General features: G+C 47.9%; 14 protein-coding genes. 8 read left to right on the top strand and 6 right to left on the bottom strand.

What is annotated here, in order from left to right; genetic code table 11:
- Positions 1-11 precede the first annotated feature (11 nt).
- A complete protein-coding gene (locus LJ740_RS21105; protein WP_229531118.1) occupies positions 12-773 on the top strand; it encodes a hypothetical protein in 762 nt (253 codons plus the stop codon).
- A gap of 19 nt (positions 774-792) precedes the next feature.
- Here LJ740_RS21105 and LJ740_RS21100 read toward each other — a convergent pair whose 3' ends face one another.
- Positions 793-1,128 carry a 5-carboxymethyl-2-hydroxymuconate Delta-isomerase gene (locus tag LJ740_RS21100; protein WP_229531117.1) on the bottom strand — a complete coding sequence of 112 codons (336 nt, stop codon included), beginning with the start codon at positions 1,126-1,128 and terminating at the stop codon, positions 793-795.
- A gap of 188 nt (positions 1,129-1,316) precedes the next feature.
- On the opposite strand from LJ740_RS21100, the gene LJ740_RS21095 reads away from it, so the two are divergent.
- Positions 1,317-2,882, top strand: a complete 1,566-nt coding sequence (locus LJ740_RS21095; protein WP_229531116.1) for a SulP family inorganic anion transporter — start codon at positions 1,317-1,319, stop codon at positions 2,880-2,882.
- Positions 2,883-2,939: 57 nt separating this feature from the next.
- On the opposite strand, the gene LJ740_RS21090 is transcribed toward LJ740_RS21095, so the two are convergent.
- Entirely contained in the window at positions 2,940-6,641 is a 3,702-nt protein-coding gene (locus LJ740_RS21090; protein ID WP_229531115.1) for a ligand-binding sensor domain-containing diguanylate cyclase, read from the bottom strand.
- Between the two features lie 282 nt (positions 6,642-6,923).
- Between LJ740_RS21090 and LJ740_RS21085 the strand changes: the two genes are divergently transcribed.
- Positions 6,924-7,871 (top strand): bifunctional helix-turn-helix transcriptional regulator/GNAT family N-acetyltransferase, encoded by a 948-nt coding sequence (locus LJ740_RS21085; RefSeq protein WP_229531114.1) that lies wholly within the window; start codon positions 6,924-6,926, stop codon positions 7,869-7,871.
- A 58-nt stretch (positions 7,872-7,929) separates the two neighbouring features.
- Here the strand turns inward: LJ740_RS21085 and LJ740_RS21080 are convergent, their stop codons facing one another.
- Positions 7,930-9,237 (bottom strand): dihydroorotase, encoded by a 1,308-nt coding sequence (locus tag LJ740_RS21080; RefSeq protein ID WP_229531113.1) that lies wholly within the window; start codon positions 9,235-9,237, stop codon positions 7,930-7,932.
- Between the two features lie 116 nt (positions 9,238-9,353).
- Here LJ740_RS21080 and folE2 point away from each other — a divergent pair, with 116 nt between their 5' ends.
- Positions 9,354-10,265 carry a GTP cyclohydrolase FolE2 gene (gene folE2 / locus LJ740_RS21075; protein ID WP_229531112.1) on the top strand — a complete coding sequence of 304 codons (912 nt, stop codon included), beginning with the start codon at positions 9,354-9,356 and terminating at the stop codon, positions 10,263-10,265.
- 40 nt (positions 10,266-10,305) lie between these two features.
- Positions 10,306-10,737: a TraR/DksA family transcriptional regulator gene (locus LJ740_RS21070; protein ID WP_229531111.1), complete on the top strand. Its 432-nt coding sequence runs from the start codon at positions 10,306-10,308 to the stop codon at positions 10,735-10,737.
- A 42-nt stretch (positions 10,738-10,779) separates the two neighbouring features.
- Here LJ740_RS21070 and LJ740_RS21065 read toward each other — a convergent pair whose 3' ends face one another.
- Together LJ740_RS21065 and LJ740_RS21060 are read right to left on the bottom strand one after the other, a co-directional pair.
- Positions 10,780-11,484, bottom strand: coding sequence for a LytR/AlgR family response regulator transcription factor (locus tag LJ740_RS21065; protein WP_229531110.1), 705 nt, complete (start codon positions 11,482-11,484; stop codon positions 10,780-10,782).
- Positions 11,485-11,487: 3 nt separating this feature from the next.
- Complete coding sequence (locus LJ740_RS21060) at positions 11,488-13,209, bottom strand: histidine kinase (protein WP_229531109.1); 1,722 nt, start codon at positions 13,207-13,209, stop codon at positions 11,488-11,490.
- 171 nt (positions 13,210-13,380) lie between these two features.
- On the opposite strand from LJ740_RS21060, the gene LJ740_RS21055 reads away from it, so the two are divergent.
- From LJ740_RS21055 to LJ740_RS21045, 3 genes are all read left to right on the top strand, one after another.
- Positions 13,381-14,619: a serine hydrolase domain-containing protein gene (locus LJ740_RS21055; RefSeq protein WP_229531108.1), complete on the top strand. Its 1,239-nt coding sequence runs from the start codon at positions 13,381-13,383 to the stop codon at positions 14,617-14,619.
- A 257-nt stretch (positions 14,620-14,876) separates the two neighbouring features.
- Entirely contained in the window at positions 14,877-15,119 is a 243-nt protein-coding gene (locus tag LJ740_RS21050; protein WP_229531107.1) for a type II toxin-antitoxin system ParD family antitoxin, read from the top strand.
- Positions 15,116-15,415, top strand: a complete 300-nt coding sequence (locus LJ740_RS21045; protein ID WP_229531106.1) for a type II toxin-antitoxin system RelE/ParE family toxin — start codon at positions 15,116-15,118, stop codon at positions 15,413-15,415. The genes LJ740_RS21050 and LJ740_RS21045 overlap by 4 nt, the downstream gene beginning before the upstream one ends.
- Positions 15,416-15,510: 95 nt before the next feature.
- On the opposite strand, the gene LJ740_RS21040 is transcribed toward LJ740_RS21045, so the two are convergent.
- Positions 15,511-16,950 carry an aldehyde dehydrogenase family protein gene (locus LJ740_RS21040; protein WP_229531105.1) on the bottom strand — a complete coding sequence of 480 codons (1,440 nt, stop codon included), beginning with the start codon at positions 16,948-16,950 and terminating at the stop codon, positions 15,511-15,513.
- Positions 16,951-16,952 lie beyond the last annotated feature (2 nt).

The raw sequence follows: 16,952 nt of genomic DNA, 5'->3' as shown, positions 1-16,952 counted from the left end.
GAGTAACAAAGATGAAGAAAACAGCAGTTTTACAACGCGTGTTCCGCACGCCAAAATCCCTTGTTCTTGCTGTATTGTTAGGTGGCTTGGCATGGCACCCGGTTGTCATGGCCAACGATCTGACCATTCTGGCAGAACGCAGTAAGGGCCTGTCGTTAACCGGAGACAACAACAAAGTCGCTCCCTCAGAGCGTTTAACACTGGCCGCCAAAGGCCGTGTCTGGGCCGTTAAACAGCAAGGAGACAGCGCCTACAATCTGATTTGTATCAATCAGACAAACCAATCTCTGATGCTGAATTACAACGCCACTGAACAGCCCTGGTTAACCGACAGCAACGGCACATGCTCGGTCAACAACGACAGTGTGTACAGTTGTAGCAACGACACACAACAAACCACTCTGATGTGTCGCAGTCAATTGATTGTCAACAATAACACCGGCGGCGGTATTACCGACATGACAGCAGTGGCCTTGCGCTCTTTGGATAATTCTGATGATGCCTTTTATCGAATTGCCAACAGTGTCATGGAGCAACACAAATTACATTTTGATCTGTGTGAAGACATGCACGGCGCTCATGCACAGGGGGGCGTATCTTTTATCATTCAACCCAGCGGTCAAATTGATAACGTTGCCGTCATTAAACAGGGAGAATTGGCAACACCAATGGTCACTGATGATTATGCTCAGTGTATGGCTCAGGCTATCGAGTTGTGGCGCTTTCCGACCCTGGACTACATTTATGAAATGGAATATGCCTTTGTAAATTAACCAGACAGGCAGTAAGCGTCTAGGCCAGGCGCTTGCTGTAACTGGCTCGCTCCATCTCCACTACTTCGACGCTGGTACTACCGACTTCAGTGGCTAGCGCCGCTAAATTTTCCAACACTCCTTGTGACAACGCCTGTCTCTGTTCCAGTGTTCTGCCAGAGAGGATCTTCAAACAAACATGAATGAAAGACTGTCTTTTCCCACCCGTTTGATAGCGCTCGAAAGCACTAGCCCGGACCTTGATATCGCTACCATCTTCGCTAAACAAGCCGGACTGCTGTGCAGCGTCAAACACGGCTGAACACAATAATTCAGCATCCTGACCATTTGAATACTCAATAATACAATGTGGCATTTACCCTCCTTTATACCAGTTCCATTATATAACTCCCCACCTCAGTGGGTGAATACCTAATGGAACTGGTATAAAACAGCAAAATATAACCAATTCGCTGAAATCCAGCTACATTTAACAATCTGTTAAAAGATCATTCGTGCAATTCCTGTTAGAATTCGCGGCATTTTTCATCAACAGAGCACACTATGTTTGATTTGATTACTAAAAAAGACAGTAACGTAAAAAATGACGTGCTGTCGGGCATTACCGTTGCCCTTGCATTGGTGCCAGAAGCAGTTGCCTTTGCGTTTGTGGCCGGTGTTGAACCTATGGTGGGCCTGTATGCCGCCTTCATGATGGGCCTGATCACTTCTGCCATTGGCGGCAGACCCGGTATGATCTCCGGTGCCACCGGCGCAATGGCGGTGGTGATGGTAGCCCTGGTAGCCACACACGGCGTCCAGTATTTATTTGTCGCCGTTATATTGGCCGGGCTTTTGCAGCTGCTGGCCGGGATATTTAAACTCGGTAAATTCATTCGTCTGGTGCCCTATCCGGTCATGCTGGGCTTCGTTAATGGCCTGGCCATTGTGATCTTCCTCGCCCAGTTGGGGCAGTTTAAGATTCTGGACACCTCGGGTTTACAGGTCTGGATGCAGGGTCAGATGCTGTATCTGATGTTGGGTCTGACGGCGCTAACTATGGCGATTATCTTCTTTCTGCCGAAGCTCACTTCTGCCGTTCCGGCATCATTAGTCGCGATTTTAACAGTTACCGCAATGGTGCATGGTCTGGATCTGGAAGCCAGAACCGTTATTGATTTTGTTAAGGATATGGTACCTGCCGAACAGCGCGACACTGTGACACTGGCCGGTGAACTGCCCAGTTTCGCCATCCCGGCAGTGCCTTTTACACTTGAAACCCTTTATATCGTGTTACCCACGGCTGTTATTCTGGCACTGGTAGGCCTGATAGAATCACTGTTGACCCTGTCGCTGATTGATGATTTAACTGATACCCGAGGTAAAGGGAATCGTGAATGTATTGGTCAGGGTGTGGCGAATACTGTTAACGGCTTCTTCGGTGGTATGGGTGGTTGTGCCATGATTGGTCAGAGCATGATTAATATCAACTCAGGTGGCCGTGGTCGTCTCTCCGGTATCACGGCAGCCTTAGTGCTATTAGCCTTTATTCTGTTCGCTGCGCCATTAATTGAGATGATCCCATTAGCCGCACTGGTAGGCGTTATGTTTATGGTGGTGATTGGCACCTTTGAGTGGGCCAGCTTTAAGATCATTCGCGGTGTTAACAAAGAAGATGCTGTTGTGTTGTTCTCAGTTACGGTGATCACAGTATTTGCTGATCTGGCTATTGCCGTCATTGTCGGTGTGATCATGTCTGCACTGGTATTTGCCTGGAAACACGCAACCCACATTATTGCCAAAACGCACCTGGATGATGATGGCTGGAAAGTCTATGAAGTGGAAGGTCCGTTGTTCTTTGGCTCGGTTTTACACTTTAAAGATCTGTTTGACCCAGCTAATGACCCGGATGATGTGGTTATCGACTTCAATAATTCCCGTATCTGGGATTCATCCGGTCTGGATGCCATCGACAATCTGGCGGACAAATATCGTCAGGCAGGTAAAAAGCTACACATACGCCATATCAGTGAAGAATGCCGTGGCTTGCTGACCAAGGCCCAGGAATACGTGGAAATCAACGTAGCAGAAGATCCCCGTTACCACGTGGCATCCGACAAGCTAGCCTGAAGTTAGGGTCAAAACCAAAAGCCACCCTGGATGCCAGGGTGGCTTTTTTTGTAAGCATTACTCCTGACTAAAATGCCACTCCAGACCCTCGGGAAATGAGGTGATACAACTGATACGTCCTTCGGAGCGCAACACATCAGGTTGTTTTAACACCTGCTCATAAATATCCGCCTCAATTAAGGATTGATTGGCAAAGATGGCCACCCAGGCATTTCGTCCATTGTTTTTGGCGGCATATAATGCCCGGTCAGCGATATTGAGGCATTTTTGCCAGTTAATTTTACTAAAATCCCCACTGACAAATGGCACCGTCACCAGGCCTATGGAACAGGATTTATGCAATTCCAGCTCTTCGTCTATAACAAAGGTAAATTCCGCAACCCCCTTGCGTAATCGCTCAGCCAACTTCGCCAACTGCCCCTGTTCTTCGATTTGCGCCACCACCACAAACTCTTCACCGCCCAGCCTGACAACCCAGTCTGACTCGCGACACAGTTTATGCAGTAAGTCTACAAACTGAACCAACAACTGATCGCCGGCATCGTGGCCCCAGGTGTCGTTCACCGCTTTAAAATGGTCAATATCTATCAGCACAAAGCCCAGTTCAATCGGCGAATTATCCGCGCGGGCGCGTTTAATTCTGGCCATTTCCACCGGCATGATATTTTCCAAAAAGCGTCTGTTTTTGGCACCGGTAAGTTGGCCGGTTAAGCTGATGCGCTCAATTTCACTGAGTGCCGATTCCAGCTTGCTGTGAGATTCAGCATTGTCCAGAGCAATAGCAGCGTAGGAAGCCACCTTTTGCAATACATCCACATCACTTTGTGTATAGGCGTTTTGCCTGGGACTCTGCAAACTTAAACATCCAATCACTTTGTCATGGATGATCAGAGGCAAATAAATAATGGATTCCATTGCGCCACCGAATTTTGGTGACTGAATTTCCCCCAGATAATCCAGCAACTCCAGACGATTTTGAGTAATCAATGGCCGCTGATTTACCACACACCACACGGCGGGGCGGTTCTGATCCGAAAGGGAATAGCTGATATTCTCACAGCGGGTATCGTTTTCTTTCAAAAACTGTACATTGATCTGCCGCTGTTCCTCATCCACAAACCCCATCAGAAATACATTGCTATCAATGAGCTTGGCAACATGGCGGTACACGGCATTCATTACCTCTTCCAGATCCAGGGAAGAGGTAATGTCTTTGCCTATTTTACCCAACAGTTCAACATCGGCAGTACGGGATGCCACCAACTGATCCAGCGCCTTTTTCTGCTGATTTAACCTGGCAACACGATAGTTGTACACACTAAACAGTACACCCGACACCAGCAACCCCCCCAGTAACCGGAACCACCAGGTTTGATACCAGGTGGGTTGTTGCAGAATAGCGACGTTGAGCAGATGTTCACTCCAGATACCTTCTTTGTTAGTACCGCGCACCTGCAACTGATACTCGCCCGGCTGCAATCGGGAATAGGCTGCGCGACGATTGCGGGCATCGGTACTGATCCAGTTACTGTCATAACCCTGCATTTTGTACTGGTACTGGATCTGCTCTGAGCCTGCATAATCCAGCGCGGCAAACTCTATAAAGAAACTCTCAGCCTCAGGCCCAATTACGAAGGGATTGGCCTCAGCCGGGGCTATTTCATCACTATCTCTGGCCATGGAAGTGATCACTAACTTCGGTTCATACAACCACTTTTCGTACAGTTCAGGACGAACCAGCATGACACCCCGGGTGCCGCCAAACATCAATGTGCCGTCGCGCAACTTATGATTACTGCCGATCCACATATTGCCGATATCCCAGCCAGAAGACTTATTGATGCGGGTCAGTGACCAGTCAGACGGATCAATAACACTGTTTTGTACCCACAAGCGCCCCTGTTCATCCTGCAGCAATGCATTGCCTAAACTGCGACCAGGCAATCCAACCTTGTCATTGATGGATTCAAACTCAGCAGGAACTTCGCCCAGATTGATTCCGGAAGGCTGCCAGGCCAGCAGGCGATCTACTCCCAGGCTATTGACCAAAAACAACTCATTTTCGGCGCTGATCACTATATCCGTAATAAAGTTATCTGCCAGCCCTTTGCCTTCCGGGCTGACAACGGGCACCACCTGCATAGTGCTTTTGTCTGCGATATATAACCCCTGGTTAGTTCCTATCCAGGCATAACCGTCATATACCGCCACGGTTTCGATGACCTTGTCAAAATTTGGATCACGGGTACTGGCATCGGTAAACCGCGCTAAGGTATCCGACTCGGCATCCAGCAGACTCAGCCCGGCGTCAGTGCCCACCCATAACCAGCGACTGTCTTCAGCAAACAAAGTGCGTACCGTGTTGTCAGCCAGGCCGGGTGTATCGACAAATTGCTTAAAGCCATCCTTTTCCGGTAAATAACGGAATACACCGTGATCCAGTGTCGCCACCCAGATAGTGCCGTCAGGCATTTGTTCAATACTAAAGACGTATCCACCTTTTAAGGCCAAAGGGTCACCGCTGTCAGGTCTGAACCCCCGGATAATACCGTGCTCCGGATGCATAATGTCGATGCCGTTAACAAACGAGCCAATCCAGATCTCACCATTGTCCAGCTCTTTAATGGCCCGCACATCCGGATGCGTAATGGTATTGGTTTTCAGATGGTTAGGGCGCAGTGTTCGAAAGGCTTTATTGGCAGGATTAAATCGATTTAAGCCGCCTCCCCAGGTGCCAATCCAGATAAGACCGGAATCGTCCTGCAAAAAGGCACTGATATCATTCAGTGTTAAGGTATTCGGAATGCCTTCCTGACGCTTAATATGGCGTTTTACCTGCAGGGTTTGCGCATCAATAACCGCAACACCTGCACCGGCCGTCGCTAACCAGACTTCATCTCCTATCTGGATGACTTCATCAATCCAGGGCGCATTCAGCTTATTGGGATCTTCGGCATCATAGGGAATAACCGTTACCGTCAGACTGCCCGGCTGCACCACCGCGGCCCCCTGATTGGTGGTTCCAACCCATATTTGCTTTAACTGATCCAGCGACAGATTAAAAACATTGTGCCCTGCAAACTCCTGAAGTTCGAGCCCTTGCCAGGCTTGTCCGGCATCCACAAAGGCCGGAATGGTGAGTCTGCAAAGGCCGTTAACGGTTCCCAGCCACAATGATTCACCTTCCCGAATCAGGGTATTGATGCGCTCTTTGGCCAGCACCTGATTACACCCGACTATCTGCATAATACCCAGGGAACGCCCATCTTTGGTAAAGATATTCACACCACCGCGGGTGCCTAAAAACACAAACTCGCCCATCGGTAATATGGCCCTGACATCGTTGTCCGCCAGGCTCAGGGGATCTTCATCATCGTGATAATAGGAGCTGAATTGATTACTGGCAGGATCGTAAATGGACAACCCGTCGGAATAAGTACCAACCCAAATTTTGCCGTCGATCTCAACCAGACTCTGAATGTATTTACCACTAATCGCATGAGGATTACCTGCTTGTGGCAGATATTGCCTGAATTGGTATCCGTCATAGCGCACCAGGCCATTTTGCGACCCCAGCCAGATAAAGCCACGTTCGTCCTGCAGCATAGTGGTGATCACATCCACCGACAGGTTTTCCAGCTCTTCAAAGGATTCAAAGTACCATTCTCCCAACTCAAATATTTGGGAGCCGGATACCTGTCTGGAAAAAAGTCCCAGCCACACGATGATCAACGCACAGATGAGATTGTGAATAGCCATAGACAGCCGTTTGTTGCTTAATTAATTCTGATTTATTTCTATAGCCTACAACAAATTTGCCGATCAGGAAATTGAACTCAATCCGGTTGCGACAAGGTTCACCCGATATCCTGTTCACTATCTGATTTTTTGTCCAAATTTGCAGGTACGTTATTGTATTTTAACGACATTTCGCAGCGGATAGGAACAGCAAAGAAATTTAACTAAAAAACATCTTGCCATTTACGTAAGTTGTTACGTATCATTTTACGTAACAACTTACCTAAAACGACAAGGCATGCGATGAAAACCATTGAAGAACTGGGTGAACTGTTTTTAGGCACGCGTTTAAAGCGCCTTAGTGACAGCCTGTATGATGAGGTGGATAAAGTGTATGACAGACACAACATCCAACTCAGCTCCCGGGTAACGGCAGTTATATTTCTGTTGTATCAAAATGGTGATGCCGCCATCATGGAAATCGCCGAAGCGCTGGGGATCACCCATCCGGCGGTAAATCAAATGAGTAAAAAGCTAAACCAGCAAGGCTATGTGGATACCCGCCCTGATCCCGACGACGAGCGCCGACGGTTATTGTCATTAACCGAATCGGGACAAGCGTTGGTGCAGCTACTGATCCCCATCTGGGAAAACATGCAGTATTGCCTGGACGATATGCTCAAAGCCTCGGAACATCAACTTCTGCCAGCGGTGTTGAATCTGGAACATCAAAGCCAGCAACTGGCCTTATCGGAACGCATTGTAGCCAGAGAGAAGCTCAAAACCGCTCACGAAGTGGAAATCATCACCTGGCAGCCAGAATATGCCGAAGACTTTAAACGACTCAATATTGAATGGCTGGAAAAGTACTTCTACGTAGAGGAATACGATAATGAAGTGCTGTCCAACCCCCAAAAGTACATCCTGGCGGACGGTGGCAATATCTATTTCGCCCGCTATCGCGGCGAAATTATTGGCACTGTGGCCTTAATGGTATCACCCGATGGCCGGGTAGAGCTGACTAAAATGGCGGTAACAGAAAAGTATCAGGGTCTGAAAGTGGGCCGAAAACTAATGGAATTCGCCATCGAGCGGTTTCGCAGTTTCGGCGGTAAGTTGCTGTTTTTAGAATCCAATAAACGTTTAACCCCTGCTGTTGCACTATACGAAAAAATGGGTTTTGTGCACAAACCCAGCCCGGCAGATTCTCACTACCAACGCGCCGATGTCTATATGGAGTTTGAGGGTTAGGTTGTGGCCTGGGTCAGGGAAGGGTTTCAGCGAACCTGACCCCATGCTATTTTTGACTTCAATCAGCCTGATAAACAATATTGCCATTCATCATGGTCAATATAGTTTGCCCATACAATGCTTCACCGATGAACGGCGAGTTCCTGGATTTGGAGGCAAAAAAGTCTTCTGTAACCACAAATTGATTTCCCAGATCAAATAAGCACAGATCCGCCAAAGATCCTTCCACCAAACGTCCACACTGAATATTAAACAAGGCCCCGGCTTTCATGCTCATCAAATCAATACCATCGGCTAAAGACAAGCGACCGGTTTTGACAAAATGGCTGTAGATCAATGGAAATGCGGTTTCCAGTCCGATAATGCCAAAGGGGGCTGACTCAATGTGTTGCGCTTTTTCCTCCGGAGAATGGGGAGCATGATCAGTAGCAATAGCGTCAATGGTGCCATCCAGTAACGCTTGCTGACACGCCTTCATATCTGAACGGGAACGCAATGGCGGGTTCATTTTCCAGTTGGCGTTTAAGGTATTATCAGCCCTTAGCGGAATGTCCTCGTCACACAACAATAAATGGTGAGGAGATACCTCCACCGTTACCCGAATGCCCTTTTGTTTTGCCGCTCTTACCGCATCAATTGAGGCCTTAGTAGAAACGTGCAAAACGTGATAGTGAGCGCCAGTTTGTTCACTCAACAAACAGCCGCGCTCTACGTGCACTGATTCCGACGCTGGATCGATTCCCTTAACCTTGTATTTAGCGGCAATTTCCCCAGCATGGATACAGCCGCCATTAGACAGAGATTCATCTTCGGAATGATCCAACACAGGTAGGTTTAACTCAGCCGCTTTGGCTAAAGCCTCCTTAAACAAGGCTTCATCCTGAACCCCTTTGCCGTCATCCGTGATGGCTACGGCCCCGGCTTCTTTCAGGGCCGCAAAATCCGTCATTTGCTTGCCTGCCAGGCCTTTTGACAAGGAACCCGTCGGGTGAACCTTACAGATATTCACCGTTTTGGAACGGTTGACCATTAGCGCAATCACATCCGGGTTATCCGCTGTTGGCGAAGTATTCGGCATAGAAATCACCTGGGTAAATCCTCCCTGTACTGCCGCCTTACTGCCAGATTCAATGTCTTCCTTATATTCCATACCCGGCTCTCTGAAATGCACCTGAGGGTCCACCAAACCGGGCGACAAAAACAGCCCAGAAGCATCAATAACAGGATCGAACTGGCCTGCGGGTATGTGCTCTGTAATAGACACAATTTTATCGCCTTCCACGACAACATTAACAACAACCTCAACATCGCTGTTTCCTCCCAGTAAACGAGACAGGCTATAGGCATTTTTAATGAGGGTTTTCATGGTGATTAATTTACCTTTATTTTAGCATTATGTGATAACATAACATTTTGATTAATTTCTTGATACGCAAAACGTCAATTCAGGCAAGAAAACAACCTGGAAGATTAAGGTCCAACATGCACAAAGATTCAAACCCGCTTCCCGATATCACCAACCAGGCTCCGCAAAACGCTCAGACCAACTCACCACTACAATGGGTCGGCATGGAGAAAATTGGTTTACCCATACAGTTGCAACTCAGCGACGAAACCCTTGTTTCTGTGAACGCTTCAGCCGACTTATTTGTCAGCCTGGATACAGCATCTAAAGGCATTCATATGTCCAGACTGTATCTCAAATTACAGGAAATCTTAGCGAATGCAGCTGTTACTTTGGAAAGTTTAAACACCCTGTTAGACGCCATGTTGCAATCTCACATCGGGATCAGCCAGTCTGCGAAAGTCAGATTGGTATTTGAGATACCTTTGAGAAAAAAAGCATTACTTAGTGAAAACTACGGTTATCAACTTTATCCGATAGAAATTACCCAACAAATTAACGCTTCGGTCAGCGAAACCGAGCTGAATATAACGGTTCCTTACTCCAGTACCTGTCCTTGCTCTGCATCGCTGGCCAACCAACTCAATAGCGAAGCCTTTGCTCGCCAGTTTGGCGACGAAATGCTCAGTAGAAATGAAGCGGTCAACTGGATAGCCAGCGCGGGTGCCACAATGGCTACCCCACACAATCAACGCTCCTATGCGTATCTGAAGTTGCAACTTGCCCCGGGGCACTGGTTAAAACTGGATGAATTCATTCAGTCTGTGGAACAGGCAATTGGCACACCGGTACAAACAGCCGTAAAACGGGAAGATGAACAAGAGTTTGCCAGGCTCAATGGCGCTAATTTAATGTTCTGTGAAGATGCCGGTCGCCGGATGAAACGCTTTCTGGAAGCACAAGAAAACCTGGCCGATTACTGGTTTAAAGTGGAGCACCAGGAAAGTCTACACGCCCACAACGCTGTGGTGATACATCAGAAAGCCTGAGCCTGTTCTTTTTTGCCCCCATTCTGAAATGAGAATAACTATGCCAAATCGCAAACCTAAGACGCTATCAGCGGTTGAACAAAAACTGGTTGAAGCCCCTGAATCAGAGTATATGAATGCTCAGCAGTTGGAGTTTTTCAGGCAGCGACTGATTGCGTTGCACGATTCCACCCGCGCCCGAATTCAGGAGGCCAAAGACGAAATGCTGAGTCCCCCTGATTTGAGTGACGAAAGCGACCGCGCCTCCTGGGAAGAACAATGCGCCCTGACCATGCGTATTGTGGATCGCGAACAAAAACTCTTGCCTAAAATTCAGCAAGCCCTGGAGCGAATTCGAACCGGCAGTTATGGATACTGTATGGAAACCGGCGAGCCCATTGGCATTCCCCGCCTGTTAGTGCGCCCCACGGCTGAATATTGCGCCGATGTTAAATTGTTCCAGGAGATGAAAGAACATATGTATCGCAGCTAAATAAAAACCAAATGGTTTTAACAACGCTGACTGCCTGGTCTGTCACCTCTCACCCGTTATGGCGTCTCTGAGGGTATTCACCCGTGTTCGACCCACGGGCAGGCTGCTGCCGTTTTTTAAATGCAGTGTATATTTAGAGCCACTATCGGCCTTTAATGAGGCGATGTCGTTGAGGTTGACAACATAGGAGCGATGAATGCGCATAAAATTTACGGGCAGTATCTGCATCAGTCCTTCCAGGTTCTTTTCATGCAATACTTCATGTCCTTCTCTGGTGCAGATTTCACTGTAGTGGCCTGCTGCCTTCACAAAGGCAATATCCTCAACGGCTATCATTTTGAGTTCATTGCGTTGCTGGTAAGTCAGGTATTTACAATGACTTTGATGCTGGCGATTTAACAGGCGTTGGATGGCGGCTTCAACCCGCTCCTGTACAAAAGGCTTGGCCACAAAATCCAATACCCCATATTCAAATGCCTCCAGCGCGCGATCTGAGTTGGCAGAAACCACAATAGTCTGAAAGCTCTTGCTGAGCTGTTGTTTGAGTAGATCAAAGCCATCCAGACCGTTGAGGTTGAGATCCAGCAACAAGCCATCAATACTGTTTTGCGCCAGGTAATCTGCAGCGTCATCCAATGTGTTAAAACAGTTTATCTGATAGCTTGTACCTTCCAGCGATTGCCTGACAAAACGCTCCAGTCGTTTCGCCACCATAAACTCGTCTTCCACTATCACTAATTTTAACAAGACCTATTCCCCTTTTTCGCAACTCAGCGGATAGCACAACCTGGTGAGACAGAGGCCGCCTGATTCCGACACCGCATAATGCCAATCATCTGCAAATGCTTCCCGCATCCGGGCATGAATGTATTTGGTGCCGGTGCCGGTTCGCATCGCCGTCGCTGCAGATTCATGGCAGTGACGGTTAAGTGGTGACTGAAAAATCAATGCTACCCGATTGTCCTGTATGCTCTGACGCAGTGAAAACATCACCTCCTCTCTGCCGGACGGATTGTGAGAAATGGCATTTTCTACCATGGTTAACAATACCCCAGGTGGGATCAGAACACGTCCGTCCACCAGCTCAGCGTCCAAACTAAACCGACTATCATTTCGGAATCCCATAATGCGCATATGATTTTCACAAATGCTAATCTCTTCATGAACCGTTATCAGTGGTTGTGCCGACACCTTTGAGATCATTCGGAATTCATTGGCCAGCGCCTGAATAAACTCAGTAGCTGTTTTGGGGGATTGCTCTATCCATTCTTCAATAGCGGTCAGGGTGTTCAGAATAAAATGCGGCTGAATATTGCGCTTTACCAGCTCCAGCTCTAACCGCGCCTGCGATAGCTGACTCTCTGCCAATCTGTGCTGGTGCTGTTTAAGTTGCTGTGCCTGGATCACCAGAATAAACAAAAGCAACACAAAGGAAGAGACAAAAAAATAACGATCAGTAAAATCCAGCAACCCCAAAGATACCGGTAGTAAAAAAAGCCCCAGACACACCAACAGCAATCTGGCATAGGGTTTTCGCCGGTAAACCGCGATAGCCGCAGTAACAACAGACAACACTGAGCCTGTGAGGATCAACACCAGACTTTGCACATCAAAACTGTTACTTAGCAGCAATACCAGACCGCTGACCACAGCAAACAAGGCCGTTATTCGGTGTCTGTAAGTCGCCGACAAGTTTAAAAAGTGCTGAGTGTAAAGCAGCAGACTCAGAGCAGCGATAAAACTCAAGCCGTTCACCAACCACAATCGATACTCATGCCAGTGGTACAGATAGCCCACCAAACCGCGCCAGGATTCCACCAGCATTAATGCGAACAAACTGAGGGAAAATAGCCCGCTGTAAAGCAGATAAATCGGAGCCGCCTTGTTGAAAAAGAAAGAATAAAATAAATACACAGCTATCAGTAAAGTAGCGCCTGACATCACCAGCGGTGTAATAGCGCGTTTCACACCAATCGTCAGTAAAAAATCATAATCACCGAGAAATGACCACAGAAAGGACCCTTCATCCGGACTCGATAATCTTGCAGAAGAAACCCGAAGTTCTATCCGATGCTCTCCCACGCTGACATACTCGGGAGGCAGAAACAGCAAATAATCGATGTGCCCCGGTATTTCGGCCCGGTTATCAAGCGCAGGCTGACCATTTTGCCCCACGATAGCGCCATCCCAACTCACTTCATACGCGCCCAACAAACTAACAAACAGCCCTGCGGGTTGCTCAAAAGGCATATCAATCTGATATTTAAGGCGCAGCAGGTACCGGGGTTCACTAATGGGAATTCGTTGGCCAAATTCCACTGTTGTCCAGCCTGTAGAAGGGGCTTGCCCGTCAATCAACTTGCTGGCTGGCAAATACTGAATTTCGCTGGGTGCGATTATATTTTCAGCAAAGGCCATAGTGCTGACAAAGCACCATAGCAAACACCCTATTATCCCGGCCCGTCGGCTCACTGAAGATTTCCTGAAAATTCCTGATAGCCAGATAATAGCAATTTGCGGCCTACTTTACAGAGCAGTTCGTGCACTCTGTGAGCAGTTCATGAATTAACCCTCCGGATCATCCACGGATTCGGCTAATTTGCCTGAATGAAACGGTTTTTTCTCAGACGAGGTCATTAAACAATGAAGATTTTCACAAAAATTATTGCGATCCTGCTGCCACCATTGTTGTGGGGAGCCTGGGTATTCCTGGCCGCCTTTGATGGTGCCTGGCTGCAACCAGTTGCGCACAATCAACCTGAATTTCAGACATATGTCAGCAACACCCTGAAAAATCAGCTAAAAGGCAATGGCGCAGTACTGTTGCTTAAAAACGGGAAAATTGACTTTCAGTATTTTCAGACAGCGCAGGCACATCAAACCGACGGTTCAGAAATTAACGGCGATACCGTTTTTCCGGTGGCGTCCATGAGCAAATTCTTTGCAGCATTGGCGGTACACAAACTGGCGACACAAGGGGCTTTTTCCCTGTCAGATCCGGTACATCAACACCTGAAAAGCTGGCAGTTGCCTGCAAGTGAATTTAACAATGACAAGGTCACCATCGCCATGCTACTCAGCCATACTGGCGGATTAACCGACGGTCTTGGCTTTGGTGACTACCGTGCAGATGAGGCCCTACCCGATGTTGTTGCAAGCCTGAACAATCCCAGAGCCTCAAATGGCAAAAAAGTGATCCAGGTAGGTATGCCCCCCGGCGATACGTTCGCTTATTCTGGGGGAGGCTATCTGATCTTAGAATTATTGGTTGAAGACATAACCGGACAACCTTTTGAACAATGGGTGTCGGCCAATATCCTTCTCCCGGCCGGTATGAACAACAGCGGTTATGGTTACCTTGCAGAGCAAGACAACAATTCAGGCTCATACGATAACCATGGTCAGCCTGTTGAGGTATTTAAATACGCCTCTTCTGCAGCTACCGCGCTCAATGCTTCAGTTTACGATCTTGCTGCCATGGTGAAACAACTGCAATCGAACGAGCAACTAACCAGTGCCTTACAACAGCCTATGGGATTTGTGTTTGGCGAATCTATCTGGGGACCAGGCGCCATGCATTATGTGCCGGTGGGAGAAGGTGGATATGTTTATGGTCACGATGGCAGTAATGATCCCGCCATTAATAGCAGCTTACGCATTAATCCGGTTACCGGTGATGCCTTTATCGCCCTGGTAACCGGCCATAGCGTTTTAGCATCAGAACTGGGATATGAGTGGACTTTATGGCAAACCGGCAAGCCGGACTTCATTATGACTGACAGAGCCATCGCCAGTGCCCAGATGCCTTTTATTATCGGACTGGGTATCTGGATTGCGTTAATCGTAGTGTATTTCGTTAGAAGAAGATTTGGTAAAAACTAATGCTTTTTGCATGAGCTTTTATCGGTGAGCTTTTATCGGGACATCCATGTTAAATTTTTCAAGTTAGTCTGGGGGCCTACGTAATCTCTTTTGCCCCACCCCAACAATTCGCTGAAAACAGTTATCCAGAATGTACCAACCGTTTTCAACGGCTCTAAACACTTCAACAACATTGAATTCATGCGGTTGGCGTCGGCTCTTGACTTACCCTGCAGCGATACCATAATTAGGTATATATTGGTACTTGGGGAATCTTTATGGCTAAAAATACCAGCATCACTCTTGGTGACCATTTTGATAGTTTTATTGCTAATCAAATTCAAAGTGGTCGATATGGCTCAGCGAGTGAGGTCATTCGCTCGGCTCTTCGCTTACTCGAGACACAGGAAACCAAATTAAACACTCTACGGCAATTACTTGTAGCTGGTGAGGAAAGCGGTGTAAGTGATTACGACCTTGATGATTTGATAACAGAATTAGACGGTGAGTTAAAAGAGTGAAGCCTTTTAAATTAACGGTGAGCGCTAAAGCCGATTTAAAAGATATCGCTTTGTTTACACAGCGAAAATGGGGCAAAGAGCAGCGTAACCTGTATTTAAAACAGTTCGATGAATCCTTTTGGATGTTGTCGGAAAACCCTGTCCTCGGTAGGCGCTGTGACGAGATAAGAGATGGCTATAGAAAGTTTCCCCAAGGTGGTCACGTAATTTTTTACCAACAAACGGATAGCCAGGAAATCCTGATTATTCGTATTTTGCATAAGAATATGGATGTTAATCCTATTCGCTTTGGATAAGCATAGGCCAGATTCGCTAAAAACAGTTAGCCATCGTATGCCAACTGTTTTCAACGACTCTCCCCCTTGAACGCTGCCCCCTTGAACGTTAAGACTTACTGGGGGGTTCTGATCACCATCAGGCGTAACTCGGTCATGTCTTCCATGGCAAATTTTACGCCTTCGCGACCCAGTCCGGATTCTTTCACACCGCCATAAGGCATGTTGTCTACCCGCCAACTGGGCACGTCTCCGATCACTACGCCGCCCACATCCAGGGTGTCCCAGGCTTTATGAGCTTTGTACAGGTCGCGAGTGAAAATTCCGGCCTGCAAGCCAAACTGACTGTTGTTCACTTCTTCCAGTGCAGCGTCAAAATCATCAAACGAGCTGATGATAGACACAGGACCAAAGGCTTCTTCTGCATTGATATTGCTATCTGAAGGAGCCCCCTCGATAACAGTAGCCTGCAACATAGCACCATCGCGACTACCACCGCACAACACTTTGGCTCCGTCCTCGCGGGCTTCATTGATCCAGCCTTCAAGGCGTTTGGCTTCTGATTCAGAAATCATGGGGCCGATAAAGGTGTCCTCGTTGAGGGGATCACCATGCACCAGGTTACGCACCTTTTCTACATAACGGGTTTTGAATTCCTCATATAAGGAGCTGTGCACAATCACCCGCTGTACACTGATGCAACTCTGGCCAGACTGATAATAGGCGCCAAAGATAATGCGCTCAATGGCGTCATCCAGGTCGGTATCTTCATCCACCACACAAGCGGCATTACCGCCCAGCTCCAGTACCACGGGTTTTTTACCGGATTTCGCTTTTAAATCCCAACCCACACCGGGAGAACCGGTAAAGCTGAGCAACTTAAAGCGATCATCGGTAGTAAACAGGTCTGCACCATCACGACTGCAGGGTAAAATCGAAAACGCGCCTTCAGGTAAATCCGTTTCTGCCAGAATTTCGCCAATGATAATGGCCCCGATTGGCGTGCGGCTGGCTGGCTTTAACACAAACGGACAACCCACCGCGATTGCCGGTGCCACCTTGTGGGCAGTCAGGTTTAACGGAAAGTTAAAGGGCGAAATAAAGGAACAGGGGCCAATAGGCACAGGTTTATACATGCCCTGATAGCCTTTCGCTCTGGGGGTAATCTCCAGATTCATTACATGTCCTTCCATGCGCACCGCTTCTTCGGCTGCGATGCGGAAGGTGTCTATCAAACGGGTAACTTCGCCTCTGGCGTCTTTGATGGGCTTACCGGCTTCGATACAAAGTGCATAAGCCAATTCTTCAAAGCGCTCCTGGAAGCGTTTAACACAATGGTTCAGTATGTCCTGACGCTCATAAGGCGTCATTTTGCGCAGTGCTTTTTGACTGGCGTCAGCGGCGGCAATGGCCTTGTCGATAACACTGGCATCGGCCATGGCCACGTGTGTGGCGGCCTCACCGGTGTATTTGTTAGTCACCACCAGGTCTTTATTGGCGTAAACGGCCTTGTTGGCAAGATAATAGGGGTAGTGCTCTGCTAATGCCTGACTCATGA

Origin of the sequence: Planctobacterium marinum, from assembly GCF_020687805.1 — a bacterium.
GTDB classification, from domain to species: Bacteria; Pseudomonadota; Gammaproteobacteria; order Enterobacterales; family Alteromonadaceae; genus Planctobacterium; species Planctobacterium marinum.
The sequence above is the reverse complement of the archived record's forward strand: the minus strand, read 5'-3'. Positions and strand labels throughout refer to the sequence as shown.